The sequence below is a fragment of the Embleya australiensis genome, from assembly GCF_051903075.1.
Classification (GTDB): domain Bacteria; phylum Actinomycetota; class Actinomycetes; order Streptomycetales; family Streptomycetaceae; genus Embleya.
Map to the genome: position 1 here is coordinate 3,426,610 of NZ_CP182422.1, position 16,751 is coordinate 3,443,360.

17 protein-coding genes are annotated in these 16,751 nt (G+C 71.9%); 3 read left to right on the forward strand and 14 right to left on the reverse strand.

Annotated elements, in window-relative coordinates:
- Positions 1-5 precede the first annotated feature (5 nt).
- Positions 6-1,184: a sensor histidine kinase gene (locus ACMXN5_RS14535; protein ID WP_439675612.1), complete on the reverse strand. Its 1,179-nt coding sequence runs from the start codon at positions 1,182-1,184 to the stop codon at positions 6-8.
- A gap of 107 nt (positions 1,185-1,291) precedes the next feature.
- On the opposite strand from ACMXN5_RS14535, the gene ACMXN5_RS14540 reads away from it, so the two are divergent.
- Positions 1,292-2,245, forward strand: coding sequence for an SAM-dependent methyltransferase (locus ACMXN5_RS14540; RefSeq protein WP_439675613.1), 954 nt, complete (start codon positions 1,292-1,294; stop codon positions 2,243-2,245).
- A gap of 698 nt (positions 2,246-2,943) precedes the next feature.
- On the opposite strand, the gene ACMXN5_RS14545 is transcribed toward ACMXN5_RS14540, so the two are convergent.
- Genes ACMXN5_RS14545 through ACMXN5_RS14555 form a run of 3 tightly spaced genes read right to left on the reverse strand, consistent with a single transcriptional unit; the run spans position 2,944 to position 6,143 of the window.
- The gene (locus tag ACMXN5_RS14545; protein WP_395793801.1) at positions 2,944-4,197 is read right to left on the reverse strand and encodes a CaiB/BaiF CoA transferase family protein; all 1,254 of its coding nucleotides are present in this window, start codon (positions 4,195-4,197) and stop codon (positions 2,944-2,946) included.
- A 36-nt stretch (positions 4,198-4,233) separates the two neighbouring features.
- A complete protein-coding gene (locus ACMXN5_RS14550) occupies positions 4,234-5,649 on the reverse strand; it encodes a PH domain-containing protein (RefSeq protein WP_439675614.1) in 1,416 nt (471 codons plus the stop codon).
- Positions 5,646-6,143, reverse strand: coding sequence for a PH domain-containing protein (locus ACMXN5_RS14555; RefSeq protein ID WP_439675615.1), 498 nt, complete (start codon positions 6,141-6,143; stop codon positions 5,646-5,648). Before ACMXN5_RS14555 ends, ACMXN5_RS14550 begins: the two co-directional genes overlap by 4 nt.
- 70 nt (positions 6,144-6,213) lie before the next feature.
- Between ACMXN5_RS14555 and ACMXN5_RS14560 the strand changes: the two genes are divergently transcribed.
- Complete coding sequence (locus ACMXN5_RS14560) at positions 6,214-7,365, forward strand: NADH-quinone oxidoreductase subunit D (protein ID WP_379999021.1); 1,152 nt, start codon at positions 6,214-6,216, stop codon at positions 7,363-7,365.
- A gap of 30 nt (positions 7,366-7,395) precedes the next feature.
- Here ACMXN5_RS14560 and ACMXN5_RS14565 read toward each other — a convergent pair whose 3' ends face one another.
- The 4 genes from ACMXN5_RS14565 to ACMXN5_RS14580 all read right to left on the reverse strand — a co-directional run bounded on the left by ACMXN5_RS14565 (position 7,396) and on the right by ACMXN5_RS14580 (position 11,713).
- Positions 7,396-9,177, reverse strand: a complete 1,782-nt coding sequence (locus ACMXN5_RS14565) for a hypothetical protein (protein ID WP_439675616.1) — start codon at positions 9,175-9,177, stop codon at positions 7,396-7,398.
- Positions 9,178-9,354: 177 nt separating this feature from the next.
- Positions 9,355-10,251, reverse strand: coding sequence for an ABC transporter substrate-binding protein (locus ACMXN5_RS14570; protein ID WP_439675617.1), 897 nt, complete (start codon positions 10,249-10,251; stop codon positions 9,355-9,357).
- A gap of 50 nt (positions 10,252-10,301) precedes the next feature.
- A complete protein-coding gene (locus ACMXN5_RS14575; protein WP_379999013.1) occupies positions 10,302-10,976 on the reverse strand; it encodes an ABC transporter permease in 675 nt (224 codons plus the stop codon).
- Positions 10,973-11,713, reverse strand: a complete 741-nt coding sequence (locus ACMXN5_RS14580) for an ABC transporter permease (protein ID WP_439678009.1) — start codon at positions 11,711-11,713, stop codon at positions 10,973-10,975. The genes ACMXN5_RS14575 and ACMXN5_RS14580 overlap by 4 nt, the downstream gene beginning before the upstream one ends.
- Positions 11,714-11,881: 168 nt before the next feature.
- On the opposite strand from ACMXN5_RS14580, the gene ACMXN5_RS14585 reads away from it, so the two are divergent.
- Entirely contained in the window at positions 11,882-13,030 is a 1,149-nt protein-coding gene (locus ACMXN5_RS14585; protein WP_439675618.1) for an ABC transporter ATP-binding protein, read from the forward strand.
- A 51-nt stretch (positions 13,031-13,081) separates the two neighbouring features.
- On the opposite strand, the gene ACMXN5_RS14590 is transcribed toward ACMXN5_RS14585, so the two are convergent.
- The 6 genes from ACMXN5_RS14590 to folE all read right to left on the reverse strand — a co-directional run bounded on the left by ACMXN5_RS14590 (position 13,082) and on the right by folE (position 16,749).
- Positions 13,082-13,546 (reverse strand): DUF3180 domain-containing protein, encoded by a 465-nt coding sequence (locus tag ACMXN5_RS14590; RefSeq protein ID WP_078976563.1) that lies wholly within the window; start codon positions 13,544-13,546, stop codon positions 13,082-13,084.
- On the reverse strand, positions 13,543-14,133 hold the full coding sequence (gene folK, locus ACMXN5_RS14595) for a 2-amino-4-hydroxy-6-hydroxymethyldihydropteridine diphosphokinase (RefSeq protein WP_439675619.1): 591 nt from the start codon (positions 14,131-14,133) through the stop codon (positions 13,543-13,545). The genes ACMXN5_RS14590 and folK overlap by 4 nt, the downstream gene beginning before the upstream one ends.
- Positions 14,130-14,492, reverse strand: a complete 363-nt coding sequence (folB, locus tag ACMXN5_RS14600; RefSeq protein WP_078979399.1) for a dihydroneopterin aldolase — start codon at positions 14,490-14,492, stop codon at positions 14,130-14,132. Before folB ends, folK begins: the two co-directional genes overlap by 4 nt.
- Positions 14,493-14,686: 194 nt before the next feature.
- Positions 14,687-15,151 (reverse strand): nuclear transport factor 2 family protein, encoded by a 465-nt coding sequence (locus ACMXN5_RS14605; protein ID WP_395793786.1) that lies wholly within the window; start codon positions 15,149-15,151, stop codon positions 14,687-14,689.
- Positions 15,148-16,032, reverse strand: a complete 885-nt coding sequence (gene folP, locus ACMXN5_RS14610; RefSeq protein WP_395793784.1) for a dihydropteroate synthase — start codon at positions 16,030-16,032, stop codon at positions 15,148-15,150. The genes ACMXN5_RS14605 and folP overlap by 4 nt, the downstream gene beginning before the upstream one ends.
- Positions 16,033-16,140: 108 nt before the next feature.
- Positions 16,141-16,749 carry a GTP cyclohydrolase I FolE gene (folE, locus tag ACMXN5_RS14615; protein ID WP_078976559.1) on the reverse strand — a complete coding sequence of 203 codons (609 nt, stop codon included), beginning with the start codon at positions 16,747-16,749 and terminating at the stop codon, positions 16,141-16,143.
- Positions 16,750-16,751: the final 2 nt, after the last annotated feature.

Below are 16,751 nucleotides of genomic sequence, written 5' to 3' on the forward strand. Positions count from 1 at the left end.
TCGGCTCAGGCACCGTCCGCGGGTCGTACCGGCAGCAGCGCGCGCACCTGCCAACCGCCGCCGGGCGCGGGCCCGGTCTCCAGTCGGCCGCCGAACATCGCGACCCGCTCGCCCATGCCGACCAGGCCGTGCCCCATCCCGTCGCCCGGCGCCGCCGCGCCGCGCCCGTCGTCGCCGACGTCCAGCTCGACGTCGTCGCCCAGGTAGCGCAGCCGCACCAGCGCCTTGACGTTCGGGCCGCCGTGTTTGCGGGTGTTGGTCAGGGCCTCCTGGACGATCCGGTACACGGTCAGCGCCACGCCCTGGGACAGCTCGACCGGCACGCCCTGCACGGTCAGGTCGACCGGGAGGCCGGCGCTGCGGACCCGGTCGAGGAGGTCCTCCAGCTGTTCGACGCCCGGTTGCGGGACGTAGGTTTCGGTCTCGGTCTGCGAGCGCAGCACGCCGAGCAGGCGACGCATTTCGGCCAGCGCCTCGCGTCCGGTCGAGGAGATCGTGCCCAGCGCCTCGCGGGTCAGCTCGGGCGCGTTGTCGAGCGCGTAGGCGGCGCCGTCGGCCTGGACGACCATCACCGACACGTTGTGCGCCACCACGTCGTGCAGCTCGCGCGCGATCCGGGCCCGTTCGCCGGCCGCCGCGATCTGCGCCTGCTGGTCCCGCTCGCGCTCCAGCCGGTCGGCCCGGTCCTCCAGCTCGACGTAGTAGGCCCGCCGGGTGCGCATCGAGTCGCCCAGCACCCAGCCGATCACGAACGGGCCCATCAGCAGCAGCGTAAAGAAGATCACCCCGGTGGCGCCGACGTCCGGGTTGTCCCACCAGCGCAGCACCGCCGCGATCGGCGCGAGCACGCCGGCGACCAGCGCCGTGCGCGAGACCCAGCGAGGGCTGTACGCGGCGGCGCTGTAGGCGATCGCGGGCATCGCCAATGCCTCCAGGCCCGGCGCCACGTCGTCGAAGAGCTGGAAGATCCCGATCACGAGGGTGGCCACCAGCGCGAGGGTGGGATTGCGCCGGCGGATCAGCAGCACCAGCGACATCGCGCCGAGGGCGACCAGGTGCGGCACGTCGGGCGGGCCGGGTTGATCGATGATCACCTCGAACCCGCCGAACATGAGCAGCAGCAGCGCCCACGCCCCGTCGACGAGCAGGGGGCGCCCACGGAGCCAGGCGTACAGGTGATGCACACAGGCAGGGTAGACGGGCACACACGTTCGCCCACACTCCGGACGGATCGCCACGGACCCGACCTCGATCGCACGGCGGCATCGGCGGGCCGGTACCGTCGGGTGCGATGGAACGATGGCTGACCTGGCAGGAAGCCACCCGTCGGGCGCTGTACGGAGCAGAGGGCTTCTACCGCCGGGCCGAGGGGCCGGCCGGGCATTTCCGCACCTCGGTACACGCCTCCCCGCTGTTCGCCCGGGCGCTGGCGGACCTCGCGGCGGCCTCGGGCCTGGACACCGTGGTGGACGTGGGCGCGGGGCGCGGCGAGTTGTTGATCGCGCTGTGCCGGATCGCGCCGCATCTGGAGTCGGTCGGCGTCGACGTCGCGGACCGCCCCGACGTGTTGCCGCCGTCGATCGGGTGGGGGCCGGAGATCCCGGCCGGCCGGAATGTGCTGCTGGTCGCCAACGAGTGGTTGGACAACATCCCCGTCGACGTGGTCGAGGTGGACGCGCGCGGGGTGGTGCGGGTGGTCGAGGTGGACGTGCGCACCGGTCACGAGCGGCTCGGCGCGCCGGTCGGCGGCGAGGACGCGCGCTGGCTGGAGCGGTGGTGGCCGCTGGGGGACGCGCGGCCGGGGCAGCGGGCGGAGATCGGCGCGCCCCGGGACGCGGCGTGGGCGCGGGCGGTCGGGCGGCTGGAGCGGGGGGTCGCGGTCGCGATCGACTACGGGCACGTGGGCGGGGGGCGGCCGCCGTACGGGTCGCTCGCGGGGTATCGGCAGGGCCGCCAGGTGCCGCCGGTGCCGGACGGCACGTGCGACGTGACGTGCCATGTGGCGATGGACGCGGTGGCGGCGGCGGGCGAGGCCGCAGGGGCGGGCGGCACGGTCCTGACCACCCAGCGACACGCGCTACGCGCACTGGGCGTAACCGGCCAACGCCCCCCCTACGCACTCGCCCGCACCGACCCCACCGCATACCTGTCCGCCCTCCGCGACGCGGGCGAGGCAGGCGAACTCACCGCCAGGGGCGGCCTCGGCGACTTCCACTGGCTGACCCAAACAGCCCCCACCCGGTAACCCCGCGCCGAACCGGACAAACAGCGGCAACGAGCAGCGTCCGCGCCAGGACGGCACGCAAGGCCGGGCCGGAACGGGCAGCGCGTATAGCCGAGCCGAACGCAACGGCACGTAAGACCGCATCGCCCCACAAGCCCAACCTCACCACCCAACACAATCCAACCCGACCGGCACGGGCAACACGGGCGACACCCCAACCCAACCGACACAATCCAGCCCGGCCGGCACGGGCGGCACCCCAACCCAACCGACACAATCCAGCCCGGCCGGCGTTTGAGGCCACCCCAGCCCAACCAACGCATGAGCCGGACCCAGCCACACAAGCCCGACCCGGCCCACGTTCAAAGCCCGCACCACGAAGCGCGCCCCACCCACCCCAACCGGCACCGGCGACACCCCAACCCAACCGACACAATCCAGCCCGGCCGGCGTTTGAGGCCACCCCAGCCCAACCAACGCATGGGCCGGGCCCGGCCACACAAGCCCACCCCAGCCCGGCCCACGTTCAAGGCCCGCACACGACGCGCGCCCCATCCAGCCCGGCCGGCGTTTGAGGCCACCCCAGCCCAACCAACGCATGAGCCGAGCCCGGCCACACAAGCCCACCCCGGCCCACCCCGGCCCACCCCGGCCCGGCCCGCGCCCAACGCACGCCCAACGCGCGCGCCGCGCGTGGGCGCGGCCCCGCGCCGTGGGGGTCAGCTCGTGCCGAGTGCGCCCGCTGCGCGGAGTTCGGCGATCTTGGCCTCGTCGTACCCGAGCAGGTCCGCGAGGACGGCCGCGCTGTGTTCGCCCACCGTCGGCGCCCGCTCCGGCACGGGAAGCGTCTCGCCGACGAACTTGATCGGCGACGGCAACTGCTCGCAGCCGAGCCGATCCCGGCCGATCCACGGGAACCGGTGCCGGAACTGCGGGTCCTCGGCGATCGTCTGCGGCGTGTTCACCGGCGCGATCGGCGTGTTCGCCTCGTTGCCGAACTCGATCCACTCGCGCGCCGTCCGCGTGGCGAAGATGTCCCGCAAAATGCCCCGCAGTTCGACGTTGCCGACCGCGTGGTCCGCGTACTTCGAGCCGGGCCAGCGCTCGAACAGGTCGGCCCGGTCCACCGCCTCGCAGAAGTTCTTCCACAACGACTGCTCGGACGCCATGAACAGCACGTGCCGGTCGTCCTTCGTCGCGTAGATCTGGTACCGGACACCCTTCTCCATGCCACCGGTGCCGGGCGCCCGCCGGGCGTAGCCGTCCGACTTGTTCCCCGTCACCTCGGACTCGGGCCGCTCATACGCCTTCCAGGTCTCGCTGCGCAGCCAGTCCATCGACGCGGCGGCGTCCGACTGGGCGATGTCGATCACACTTCCCTCGCCGGTGGCCCGGGCCCGGATGATGCCCGCGAGCACGCCGAGCGCGCCGAACATCGGACCGGCGTGGATGCCGATCGAGGCGTGCTCCGGCAGATACGGGAAGCCGTCCTCGTCGATCGCGGGCTTCACCACCCCGGCCCAGGTGTCGTAGGCCACACCGTGGCTGGGCATGTCCCGGTACGGTCCGGTGGCGCCGTAGCCGGAGATCGTGCAGAAGACGATCCTCGGGTTGATCTTCCGCAGGTCCTCGAAGCCGATCCCGCGGCGCGCCAACCCGCCCGGCCGCATCGCCTCGATCACCGCGTCGGCGTCCTTGACCAGGGCCTTGAAGGTCTCGATCGCCTCCGGCTTGCGCAGGTCCAGCACCAGCGACTTCTTGCCGCGGTTGACGTGGAGGTGCATCAGCGAGGTGCCCTCCACGATCGGCCACGTCATGTCGCGGATGTAGTCCCCCTGCGGCGGCTCGATCTTGATCACCTCGGCGCCGAGATCCACCAGCGACGAGGTGATCGCGGCCGGTCCCAGCATCGAACATTCGATGATGCGAACCCCCGCGAGCGGGGCCCCACCCTTCGACTCGACCTGACTCATCGCTGCCTCCCTGCGAATATGACGATGCGTCAGATATTAACCGGCGCCCTCGCCGAGGGAAGAGGCGGAACCTGACGAGCTGTCAGATGCCCCCTGGATCCAGCGTTCCGTGCCCGCTCCACGACGCCCGGTACGCGAGCGTTCGGCCTGTTCCGCGACGATCGTGTCCGCCTCCACCGCGTCCCGTCGGGCCGCCCGCACGTGTACCGGGCCCGGGGTCGAGTCGAGGTGCACCGTGGCCAGGCCCAATCGGCGCTCCCACGGCCCCTGGGTGCGTCGTACGCTCTGCACCTTCGCGTGCGGGATCACGTCGAGGATCCGGTGGAAGCGCCCGCTGCGCGCGACGAACACCTCGCCGTCCGCACCGTACGCGTAGGCCGACCAGCCCACCGGGTCGTGCCAACGGGCCCGGCGCGGAGCCGGGATCAGCTCGATCGCGTCGATGTCCACACCCGGCAGGATCTGGCCGAGCAGCCCGTGGGCGACCGCGCGCGGCGCCACCGGCAGCAGGATCGTCTCCTTGGCGTCCGTATCCTTGCCGCCGTAGCCGGCCACGTTGATCTCGACCCGGACCCAGCCGGGCAACCGCCACAACCACGGCTGCACGATCCGCACCGCCTGGACCCGACCGGGCGGCACCGTCTGATGCCGCTGTTCCAGCAGCCCGTGCCGCAGCCGCAACCCGTCCGGCGAGCGCGCCACGGTGAAGTCGAAGTTGCGGATCACCCGGCCCGCGGTGAACTGCCACGCGGCCAGGAACAACGGCAACGTGCCGAACACGAAGGCGAGTTCGTGCAGCACGAAGGCCAAGATCAGGATCGCCACACTCGGCGCCAACGCAGCCCACGTACCCACCGACAGCAGTACCGAGCCGACCACCGCCGACAGCGGCACCGCCACCAGCGGCTGCTCGGGCGCCTCCCCCGCGTCCGGCCGCACCCCGGCGGCGCGCGCGAGCAGTTCGGCCCGCAATCGCTGCGCGTCGGCCTCGCCCAGATAGGACAGACTCGCCTCGGCCTTGTCCCCGCCCGCCACCTGCAACTGCAACTCCGCCAGCCCGAACAGCCGGGCCGCCAGCGGACGCACCACGTCGACCGCCTGGAGCCGGGACAGACGCACGTGCCGGGTCCGGCGGAACACCATCCCGGAATCGATCCGCAGGTCGTCGCCCTCGATCCGGAACGTGGTGAACCACCACGACAGATAGCCGTAGGCGAGCGCGAGCGGCACCAGCACGCCGAGCCCGATGATCAGCCGACTCGGGGTCGCCCAGCCGGAGTTGACGTTGTGCACGACCACGCCGAGGCAGGCCGCGATGACCACCCAGCCGCGCGCGGGCGGGGTCAGCGGGTGCAGCCGACGCGGCTCGACCGTCGGCACACCCGAGCGATCGCCCGACCGCTCGCCCGGCTGCTCGACCGACGGCTCCACCGGTCGCTCGTCGCCGGTCACAGCCCCGCCGATCGGGCTTCGCCCAGCGCCGCGAGCCGGTCGCGCAACCGCGCGGCCTCGGCGGGCGGCAGGCCGCGCACCCGTGCGTCGGAGGAGGCCGACGCGGTGTGCAGGGTCACCGTGGCGATCCCGAAGTGCCGCTCCAGCGGACCCGCCGCGACGTCCACGAACTGCATCCGCCCGTACGGCACCACCACGAGCCTGCGCAGCAGCACGCCGTGTTCGATCAGGAGGTCGTCGGCCCGCTCCGCGTAGCGCCACGAGCGCTGGTTGCGCCGGACCAGCGGAAGCGCCCAGGCCCCGAAGCCGGCCACGCCCACCACGAACACCGCGCCCGCCCACCACACGACCAGCCACCCGAGCAGGCCGCCGCCGAGTATCGCGAACAGGATGCACACGCCGAACAGCAGCGCCCGACGCATCCGGTACAGCTGTTCCGAAACGGAACGCCAGTCGAGGTCGGGGGGTGCCAGGGCGTCGTCGGCCGGTTTCATAGGGGCAACCTTCCCAGGTGGGCACACAAGGGTGCGAAGGAGGCCGTGACTACTGGCAGACTCAGGGTCCATGACCGCCAGGACCGTGGGCGTGGGTATCGGCGCCGACCAGCTCGACACGACCGACATGGTGCTCAACATCGGGCCCCAGCACCCCTCCACGCACGGCGTGTTGAGGTTGCGACTCGTGCTCGACGGCGAGCGGATCGTCTCCGCCGAGCCGATCGTCGGCTACATGCACCGGGGCGCGGAGAAGTTGTTCGAGGTCCGCGACTACCGGCAGATCGTGATGCTCGCCAACCGGCACGACTGGTTGAGCGCGTTCGCGAACGAGCTGGGCGTGGTGCTCGCGGTGGAACGCATGCTGGGCATGGAGGTGCCGCAGCGCGCGGTGTGGGCGCGAACCCTGCTCGCCGAGCTGAACCGGGTGCTCAACCACCTGATGTTCCTCGGCTCGTATCCGCTGGAGCTGGGCGCGATCACTCCGATCTTCCACGCGTTCCGCGAGCGCGAGGAGATCCAGGCGGTGATGGAGGAGATCTCCGGCGGCCGTATGCACTTCATGTTCAACCGGGTCGGCGGCCTCAAGGAGGACCTGCCGGCGGGCTGGACCGGGCGGGTGCGGCACGCGGTGGCGACGGTGCGCACCCGGCTGGCCCGGCTCGACGACCTGGTCTCCGACAACGAGATCTTCCGCGCCCGCACCCGGGGGGTGGGCGTCCTGACGCCGGCCGTCGTGGCGGCGTACGGGGTCAGCGGGCCGATCGCGCGCGCCTCGGGGGTCGACTTCGACCTGCGCCGGGACGAGCCGTACCTGGCCTACGGCGAGCTGACCGACGTACTACGCGTGGTCACCCGCGAAGAGGGCGACTGCCTGGCCCGCTTCGAATGCCTGCTGGAGCAGGTGCACGTGAGCCTGGACCTCGCCGACGCGTGTTGCGACCGGCTCGACGGCCTCCCGCAGGGGCCGGTGAACCTGCGGCTGCCGAAGGTGCTCAAGGCGCCCGAGGGTCATACGTACGCGTGGACCGAGAACCCGCTCGGCCTGAACGGCTACTACCTGGTGTCCCGGGGCGAGAAGACCCCGTGGCGGCTCAAGCTGCGCTCGGCGTCGTACAACAACGTGCAGGTGCTCGGCGAGGTGCTGCCGGGCTGCCTGATCGCGGACATGGTGGCGATCCTGGGCTCGCTGTTCTTCGTCGTCGGCGACATCGACAAGTAGGCGGACCCGTCGGGGTCCGCCTACGGGGCCTCAGGCGTGCTTGCGGATGTCGATGCGGGGGATTTCCTCGGTGTCGTCGTGCGCGGTGAGGTCCACCGGGAGCGGCTTGCGCTGCGTGGCTCCGGTGGGGGTCCCGCCGGGCTCGGTGGGGGCGAAGCGCACACCCTGGCCGCGGTGTACCGGCGCGGGCTGTGCGGCCGGGGCCTCGGCCTCGGCGTGCACCGGGTCGGCGATCCGGTCGGCCTCGATGTCGTCGGTCTCGGACGGGACGTCGGCCAGCTCGACCGGGTCCACGTGCGGGCGGCCGGCGATGAGCGCGTCGTAGCGCGCGTCGGAGCCGAACAGTTCGTCGGTGAGGAAGCCGGTGGCCTCCGGCTCGGCCAGGGGCGCACGCGGAGCGAAGAAGTCGAACCGACCGGACGCACCGGCGCCGGCCACCCGACGGGTCACCTCGAGCACCTTGTCCCGCACCATCCGGGTCACCTCGGCGGTCTCGGCGGCGACAGGCACGCTCGCGGGGCTCCCGACGCCAGGCGCGTGCGCTGCGGCTTCGGTCGCGGCGGGTACATCCGCGGGATCCTCGGTGACCGGGACATCGGCCGGCGCCTCGGCGGCACGCGGTTCCGCGACGGGCGCAGCCGCCTCTGGCGTGGTCCCGGCGCCGGCGGGCTGCTGTTCGGCGACGCGAACGGCCTCGGTGTACCGGGTGAGTTCGGTGGGCGGCGCGATCGGCGCCGCAGGATGCGCGGCCACAACGGCCGGCACGGGCTCGGACGCAACCTCGGACCCACGTACGGTCCCGGCCACAGGCATTGCCGCAGCCTCGGGCCCGGACTCGGCATCAACCGCCGCCACAGGCACACCCGCCTTCCCGAACCCGGGCGTCGACGCCGGCACGGCATCGGACTCGGGCGCGCTCTCAGCCACGCGCGCGGCCCCGAACGCGGGCGTCGACGCGGTCACAGGCACGGCTTCGGGCTCGGTCGCGGGCCCGGCCGCGCGTGCGCTCCCGAACCCTGGCGTCGACGCAGTCGCAGGCACAGACTCGGACGCAGTCGCACGGGCGGTCCCGGACGCCGGCGTCGACGCGGCCGTCGACCCGGGCGCGGTCGCAGCCGCGGATTCGGACGCTGAGCCCGCCCGGGGCGTACCGGCCGCCCGAGGCGCGGCACCCGCCTCCGGCATCGCCCGCACGCCCGCCGCGGGCGCGACGCGCCGCTCGTCGCCCCGCACCGCCTCGTTCGCAGCCGCCGCGACCGCGGCCGCCGGCGCGACCGGAGGCCGTGCGCCCGACCGCGCACCCGGGCCGAACACCGAGGCGGCGTAGGCCCGAACCAGGTCCGGCGAGGACACCGGAGGCCGCCGCACGGCCGGCACGATGGACGGCGCCGTGGGCCGGGCCCCACCACCGCGGCGGTCCAGCAGATCGAGCACGGCCGAGGCCCGCGCGAACAGATCGGGGGTCAACTGCTGCGGACGCGAGGTCAGATGCTCGGCGGCCACGTCCAGAACGAGCCCGTGTTCCTCGGCCCGCTCGACGGCCAGCCGCAGTTCCCCGGCCATGCGCTCGCGCTCGCGACGCCGCGCGATGCTCTCCTCGGCCAGGCGCCGCTGGTGCGCGGTGCTCCCGCGAACCACCCACGCGACCGCGCCGACGGCGGACGACACACCGAGCAGCACGGCGATTCGAAGGGTGTTCGCACCCCCCGCGACGACCGCCAGCACGACGGCGACCAGCGCCGGTGCGCATATGGCGGCAAGCAGGGATATGCGTGTGGCGGTCGAGACCGAGCGATGGCGTCCACGGGGCATATGGAGACGTTAGCGCGCACACGGTGTTCGGCTCGGTGCGGGGGCTGTCGTCCGCGCGTGTCGTTTTCCGCCCTCGCCACCCGCAACTCCGCTCGGGACGGCCCCGAACGCCGACCGGCCATATGCAACTCCGGTCGGCGTCGGGGTATTTGCCGGTGGCGAGGTTTTACCGAAAAATCAGATCAGGTTCTTCGACTTCAGGTATGCCTTCGCCACATCGGCCGGCTTCTTGCGGTCCTCGTCGACCTGCTTGTTCAGCGCGGTCAGGTCCTCGGTGGTGAGCACCGGGGCAAGCTTGTTCACCAGCGGCAGGATCTTGTCCGCCTTGCCCGAGTTGACCACCGGAAGCACGTTGTCGGCATTCTGCAGCTTCTTGTCGTCGGTGAGCACGACGAGGCCGAACTGGTCCAGGGTGGCGTCGGTGGAGGTGGTCAGGACCAGCTGGTCGCTGCCGTTCTTGACCGCCTGCTTGGCGGCGGTGGTACCGACGCCGAGCGGGTCCACGCCGGAGACCTTGATGCCGTACGTCTTCTCCAGGCCCGGTGCGCAGAACGGCCGCGTCTTGCACTCCTCGCCCGCCGCGATCTTCACGTCGACGCCGGCCCTGCCGAGGTCCGACAGCGTCTTGAGGTTGTACTTCGCGGCGAAGTCCTTGGTCACCGCGAACGCGTTCTGGTCCACCGCCTGCGAAGGTTCGCCGCTCTTGAGCCCGGCCGGACCCGCGAGCGTGTTCAACGCGGCGACGGTGGCCGTCACATCGGGCGAGGCGACCGGAGCCGCGTCGGGGCCGTTCTTCTTGCGGTTCAGGAATTCCGCCATGGTCGCCGCGTATTCCGGCACGACCGCGATCTTGCCCTTCTCCAGCTCGGGTTCGTAGAGCTCACGGTTCTTCACCGTCTTGATGCTCGCCTTCACCCCGCCCTTGTCGAGCAGCTGTTTGTACATCTGCGCCAGGATCTCGGACTCGGTGAAGCCGGCCGAACCGACCGTCGTCTTGTCGTCGTCCGAGGACGAACACCCCGTCGCGCCCACCAGGAAGACCAGCGAGAGTCCCGCCGCCACACCGACCGTCATACCCGTTCCACCGCGCCGCTTCGGCATGCGATGCACCGCCCTTTCCGTTCTCACGAGGTCACACCGCCACGCGGTGTCCGGGCCGTGAACCGCTGCACGAGCGCGAACAGGCCCTCCACCACCAGAGCCAACGCGGCCACGAGGAAGGCCCCCGCGACTACTTGGCCGTTGTCCTGCAGGTCGAAACCGGCCGTGACGATGCGCCCGAGACCGCCCCCCGCGACCAGTGCCGCGAGTGTTGCCGTGGCAACAACCTGAACGGCACACGTACGAATTCCCGTCATGATCAACGGAAGCGCGAGCGGGAGCTCGACGCGCAGCAACATCTGCCCGCCGGTCATGCCCATGCCGCGCGACGCCTCGACCACGTCCCGGTCCACTCCGCGCATGCCGACGTAGGCGTTGGTGAGCACCGGCGGGATCGCGAACAGCACCAGCGCGATGATCGTCGCGGTGTCGCCCATGCCGATCGGACTGAGCCCGAGCAGCACCAGCACCGCGAACGTGGGGATGGCCCGGCCGATGTTGGAGATGTTGATCGCGAGCGCGCCGCCCCGGCCCAGATGACCCAGCCACAGCGCGATCGGCAACGCGATGGCGACCGAGATCAGCACGCACACCACGGTCAGCAGGACATGCTCCGTGAGCCGGTTCCACACCCCGCTCTCGCCGCTCCAGTTCGCGCCGTCGGCCAACCAGTCCCAGGCGTCTCCCAGTACGGTCACGCCGCCGCCCCCGCTCGTGTGTCGACCTCGGCGGTCGGCGCGGACACGAGCGGCAACCGCCGCGTGCGGCCGCCCGCCCGCTCCCACGGCGTCAACAACCGCTGTACGCCCAGCAACAGCAGATCCGCCACGATCGCCAGCGCCACACACAACACCGACGCGGTGAGCACCTGCGCCCTGAACAGCGTGTCGATGCCCGAGTAGATGAGATTGCCGAGACCGCCCGAGCCGACGATCGCGCCGACCGTGGTGAGCGCGACGGTGGAGACCGTGGCGACCCGCACGCCCGCCATGATCGCGGGCAGCGCGAGCGGCAGTTCGACCTGGAAGAGCAGTCGCCCCGGCCCGTAGCCCATCCCCTTCGCCGCCTCGACCACATCGGGCGGCACCGCCCGCAGACCGGCCAGCATGTTCCGGACCAGGATGGTCAGCGAGTACAGCACCAGACCGATGATCACAGTGGTCTCGGTCAACCCGGTGAACGGCTGCAAAATCGCGAACATCGCCAGCGAGGGGATCGTGTACAGGATCGTGGTGGAGCCGAGCAGCACGCTGCCCGCCGGGCGCCACCGCCGGGCCGCGAGGGCCATCGGGAACGCGACGAGCACGCCGATCGCCACCGAGACGACGGTCAGATAGATGTGTTCGCGCAACGCCGTGGTGATCTCCCCGGAGTACTCGTCGAAGTACTTCCCGCAGATCCACGAGTTGCGCTTCAGGCAGTCACCGGAGGCCACAATCACGGGCGGACAGTACCCCGGCGCTCGGACACGCATGCCCGTGACGGCGGACACACCCGGTGTGCGGGCAGGGGCACCCGGGTACGTTGCCTCCCCTGGGGGTCGGGAAGCACTCGGGTCTCCGGACACCTGCCACGACCGCCTGCCATGCCCCGGAGGGCCTCCATGATCCGGCTGGACCGCGTCACCAAGCGGTACCCCGACGGCACCGACGCGGTGGCGGACCTGTCCCTGGACGTCGCCACGGGCGAGCTGGTCACCCTGGTCGGCCCGTCCGGCTGCGGCAAGACCACCACGATGAAGATGGTCAACCGGCTGATCGAGCCCACGTCCGGGCGGATCTTCCTGGACGACGAGGACATCACCCGGGCCGATCCGGTCAAGCTGCGCCGACGGATGGGCTACGTGATCCAGTCCGGCGGCCTGTTCCCGCACCGCACCGTGCTGGAGAACACCGTCACCGTGCCGAGCCTGCTGGGCTGGGACCGGAGGAAGGCCAAGGCACGCGGCGTCGAACTCCTGGAACTGGTCGGCCTGGACCCGGCGAAACTCGGCGACCGCTACCCGCACCAGCTCTCCGGCGGTCAGCGCCAGCGGGTCGGCGTGGCCCGCGCGCTCGCGGCCGACCCGCCGGTGCTGCTGATGGACGAGCCGTTCGGCGCGGTGGACCCGGTGGTGCGCGAGCACCTGCAGACCGAGTTCCTGCGCCTGCAGCAGGAGTTGCGCAAGACGATCCTGTTCGTCACCCACGACATCGAGGAGGCGGTGCGGCTCGGTGATCGTATGGCGGTGTTCTCGATGGGCGGTCGCATCGAGCAGTTCGACACGCCCTCCAGCGTGCTCGGCGCGCCCGCCAACGACTACGTCGCCGATTTCGTCGGCGCCGACCGCGGGCTCAAGCGGCTGTCGGTGACCGAGATCACCCCCGACGACCTCGAACTGCCGCCGATCGTGCGCCTGGACGACCCGATGCCGGAGGCGCTGGCGAAGCTGCGCGCGGCCGGCTCGCGCTGGGCGGTGGTGCTCGACGACGCGGGCGATCTGCACGGCTGGGTGGACGACCGGGTGGCCACCGGCACGGTGCGCGACCGGGCCCGGCGGATGGAGGCGTGGGTGCCCGTGCACGCCTCGCTCAAGCAGGCGTTCGGCGAGATGTTGCAGCACGACGCCGGCTGGATCGCGGTGGTGGACGGCGATCGGTTCGTGGGGGTGCTGACCCCGGCGCGGCTGCACGAGGCGCTGCGGCGGTCGATCGGCGCCGAGGAGCGGGACATCCCGCCGGCCGAGGTCGTCCTGGACACCATCGAGGGATGAGCCGGCCGGCAGCCCGGACCGCCTACCGGATGGTGGGGACCGGCCCCCGGTTCACTTGTCCTCGGGATCCTCGGGCACGCGCAGTATGCGCTCCAGGAACAGGCACCCGCCGACCAGGAGCACGCCCGCGCCCACGGCGAACGCGCACCGCTGGGCCTGTGCGGAGCGCTCGGTGACCTCCAGGAAGTGCGAGAGGTAGAGCGCGTAGCCGCCGTACAGCCCCACCACCAGGGCGCCGACGAGCGAGCCCGCCTTGGCGAAGACCACCGCGCGCGCGGCGACCAGCGGGTCCACCGCGCGCGCGTTCGGGCGTCGCTCGCGCTGTGCCTTCAGCCGCGAGCGCAGGGACAACGCGGTGGCCAGCGCGACCGCGGCCAGGCACAGCAGCACGATGGGCGCCAGGATCGGGACCACGGGCGGTGTCCCGCGCGAGTCCCACAGGTCGATTCCGGCATACGCTATGCCGCCCGCCCCCAGCGCGAGGGCGAGCAGGACGAGCGGGCGCGTGGGCTTCATCGGTCTGCGGTCAGCTCCAGATCGTCACGGCGGTGCACGCCGGCCGGGCCCACCCGCGCGAGCAGGTCGGCGATCGGGCCGTGGCCCGGCAGTTCCGCCTCGGGGTCGATGTCGTGCCAGGGCGCGAGCACGAACGAACGCTCGTGCGCGCGCGGATGCGGCAGGGTCAGCCGCGGGTCGTCCTGCGTCACGTGCTCGAACCAGATCACGTCCACGTCGAGCGTACGCGGTCCCCAGCGCTCGACCCGGACCCGCTGGAACGCCTCCTCGATCGAGTTGGCGCGCTCCAGGATCAGATCCGGGGTGAGCAGCGTGCGCACCTCGACCACCGCGTTGAAGTAGGTGCCCTGCTCGGGGCCGCCCACCGGGTCGGTCTCGTAGACCGGGGACACCCGCAGCAGGGTCACCCCGGGGGTGTCGGCGATCTCGTCGATCGCGCCCTGCAGGGTTTCGAGCCGGTTGCCCAGGTTGCTGCCGAGCGCGAGCACGACCCGGCTCCAGGACAGCTGCGCGCGCTGCGCGGTGGTCTCGGCGGGGTGCTCCGGGGCCGGCTCGCGCGGGGTCCGGGCGGCGGAGGTGTCGGTCATCGGTCGCGCCCCCGCACGATGGTCACGGTCACGTCGTCGAACGGGACGGTGATCGGGGCGTCGGGCTTGTGCACGATCACTTCCACCTCCTGCACCAGCGGCCGGGCCAGGCACACGTCGGCGATCCGCTGGGCCAGCGTCTCGATCAGGTCCACCGCGTCGCCCTGGACCACGCCGACCACGTCCTCGGCGACCTCGCCGTAGTGAACCGTGAGGGTGAGGTCGTCGGCCTGCGCGGCCGGCCGGGTGTCCACCCCGAGCACGACGTCGACGACGAACGTCTGGCCCTCTTCGCGTTCCTTCGCGAACACTCCATGGTTGCCGCGGGCCTTCAGCCCCCGCAGCGAGACGCGGTCCAGCATCAGTCGCCTCCTCGGCGCGTATCCCATCACTGCGCACCCCGAACGGTCGGTCGCCCTTCCGGTCGAGGGGCGGTCGCGCCGACGGCCGGACCACCTCTGTGCGGTACGAATGTACCCAGCGATCCCGACAGGCTCCGTCGTCCGGGTGCCTCGAACGCACCCGAACGACACCTCGAAGCGGTCGGGATCGGTCAGATCTCCTCTTCGGCGTCGACCTCCGCCATCACCGGGGACGCGTGGTGCAGCCACAACCGCCAGCCCGCGGGGGTGCGCCGGAAGACGTTGGTGACCACCGCGCGGCCCCCGGCGAAACCCGTCTCGTCGCCGCCGTCCTCCTCGGCCATCCCGGTCAGCATGTTGGCCGTGCAGGACAGCACCGCGACCTCGCCGGCCAGCTTGACCTCGACGTCGGTCAGGAAGAACTGCACGTACGCGGTATTGGCCATGATCAGCGCGTAGGAGCGCAGGATCTCCGCGCGTCCGTGCAGCGCGGGCCAGCCCGGATGCACACAGGTCACGCTCGGCGCGTCGGGGCCGTCGGCCCAGATCGCGCCGAGGGCGTCGATGTCGCCCTCCTCGACGGCCGTCCACAGCGCGAGGTTGACCTCGCGTACCGCGTCCGCCTCGGGCGACGTCTGGTCGTCGATCGGGTTCATCGGGCCTCCTGCCAGGCAGCCGCCACCTTGACCGCGTCGAGCGAAGCGGGCACCTCGTGCACACGGACGGCCCACGCGCCCGCGGCGGCGGCCAGCGCGGAGACCGCGGCCGTCGCGTCGTCGCGCCCGCGGGGCGGGCGCAGTGTGCCGTCCTCGGCGGCGAGCAGCCGGCCCAGGAAGGTCTTGCGGGACGCGGCCACCAGCAGCGGACGACCGAGGTCGTGCAGCGCGTCCAGGTGGGCGAGCAGTGGCCAGTTGTGTTCGGCCGTCTTGGCGAAGCCCAGGCCGGGGTCGAGCACGATCGCGTCGGGGTGGACCCCGGCGGAGACCACCTTGTCCATCCGCTCCGCGAGTTCGGCGCGCACCTCGGCAACCACGTCGGAGTAGACCGCCCGCTCCTGCATCCCGCGCGAGTGGCCGCGCCAGTGCATGACCACGACGGGCACTTCGCTCTCGGCCACGTAGGCGGCCATCGCCGGATCCGCGAGCCCGCCGCTGACGTCGTTGACCAGCCGGGCGCCGGCCGCCACCGCCGCGCTCGCCACCTCGACCCGGGTGGTGTCCACGCTGACCACCGCGCCGGCCGCGGCCAACTCGCGCACCACCGGCACGACCCGCCGCAGTTCCTCGTCGGCGTCCACCCGACCGGCCCCCGGGCGGGTCGACTCGCCGCCCACGTCGATCAGGTCGGCCCCCTGTTCGATCAGCGTGAGCCCACGCGTGATCGCGGCCTTCGCGTCGAACCAGAGACCGCCGTCGGAGAACGAATCGGGGGTCACATTGACCACACCCATGACCGCGCACCGGCCGAACTCGGGCAGGCCGCGCACCCTCGGCGGGCGGTCGGGAGCCCGATGGCGCGGGCCGGTCGTCGCTGTCATGGGGAACAGAGTAGGGGTTGACCGGGCACTGCCCGGTCAACCCCCGACTACTGCGTCGCGACTTGTTATCGGCACCTCGTCGGCTCGCGACCGGGTGTCCTCGGGTCGCTACCGGCTCAGGATCAGGCTCATCGCCTCGGCGCGGGTGGCGGCGTTCAACAACTGGCCGCGTACGGCCGAGGTGAGCGTGCGCGCACCCGGCTTGCGTATGCCGCGCATGGTCATGCACAGGTGCTCGCACTCGACCACCACGATCACCCCGCGCGGGCGCAGGATGTTCACCAGAGCGTCGGCGATCTGCGTGGTCAGCCGCTCCTGCACCTGCGGCCGCTTGGCGTAGACGTCGACCAGGCGGGCCAGCTTGGACAGGCCGGTGATCTGGCCGTCCTCCGACGGGATGTAGCCCACGTGGGCGACACCGTGGAAGGTGACGAGGTGGTGCTCGCAGGTGCTGTAGACCTCGATGTCCTTGACCAGGACCAGCTCGTCGTGGCCGAGGTCGAAGGTCGTGGTGAGCACGTCCTCCGGCTCCTGCCGGAGTCCCGCGAAGATCTCCCGGTACGACCTGGCCACCCGCGCCGGGGTGTCCTTGAGGCCCTCGCGGTCGGGGTTCTCCCCGACCGCGAGCAGCAGCTCCCGAACCGCGCGCTCGGCGCGATCCTGGTCGAACTCACCCACGGCGGGACGGCCGTCGAAGGTGACCGGGTCGATCGTCACGT

Excerpts from the sequence above, each read along its gene's own strand:
- folP (WP_395793784.1), bottom strand. The coding sequence starts at position 16,032 with ATGACAGCGACGACCGGCCCGCGCCATCGGGCTCCCGACCGCCCGCCG.
- ACMXN5_RS14585 (WP_439675618.1), top strand. The coding sequence starts at position 11,882 with ATGATCCGGCTGGACCGCGTCACCAAGCGGTACCCCGACGGCACCGAC.
- folK (WP_439675619.1), bottom strand. The coding sequence starts at position 14,133 with ATGACCGACACCTCCGCCGCCCGGACCCCGCGCGAGCCGGCCCCGGAG.
- ACMXN5_RS14545 (WP_395793801.1), bottom strand. The coding sequence starts at position 4,197 with ATGAGTCAGGTCGAGTCGAAGGGTGGGGCCCCGCTCGCGGGGGTTCGC.
- ACMXN5_RS14565 (WP_439675616.1), bottom strand. The coding sequence starts at position 9,177 with ATGCCCCGTGGACGCCATCGCTCGGTCTCGACCGCCACACGCATATCC.
- ACMXN5_RS14570 (WP_439675617.1), bottom strand. The coding sequence starts at position 10,251 with ATGACGGTCGGTGTGGCGGCGGGACTCTCGCTGGTCTTCCTGGTGGGC.
- ACMXN5_RS14540 (WP_439675613.1), top strand. The coding sequence starts at position 1,292 with ATGGAACGATGGCTGACCTGGCAGGAAGCCACCCGTCGGGCGCTGTAC.
- ACMXN5_RS14560 (WP_379999021.1), top strand. The coding sequence starts at position 6,214 with ATGACCGCCAGGACCGTGGGCGTGGGTATCGGCGCCGACCAGCTCGAC.
- ACMXN5_RS14555 (WP_439675615.1), bottom strand. The coding sequence starts at position 6,143 with ATGAAACCGGCCGACGACGCCCTGGCACCCCCCGACCTCGACTGGCGT.
- ACMXN5_RS14605 (WP_395793786.1), bottom strand. The coding sequence starts at position 15,151 with ATGAACCCGATCGACGACCAGACGTCGCCCGAGGCGGACGCGGTACGC.
- ACMXN5_RS14590 (WP_078976563.1), bottom strand. The coding sequence starts at position 13,546 with ATGAAGCCCACGCGCCCGCTCGTCCTGCTCGCCCTCGCGCTGGGGGCG.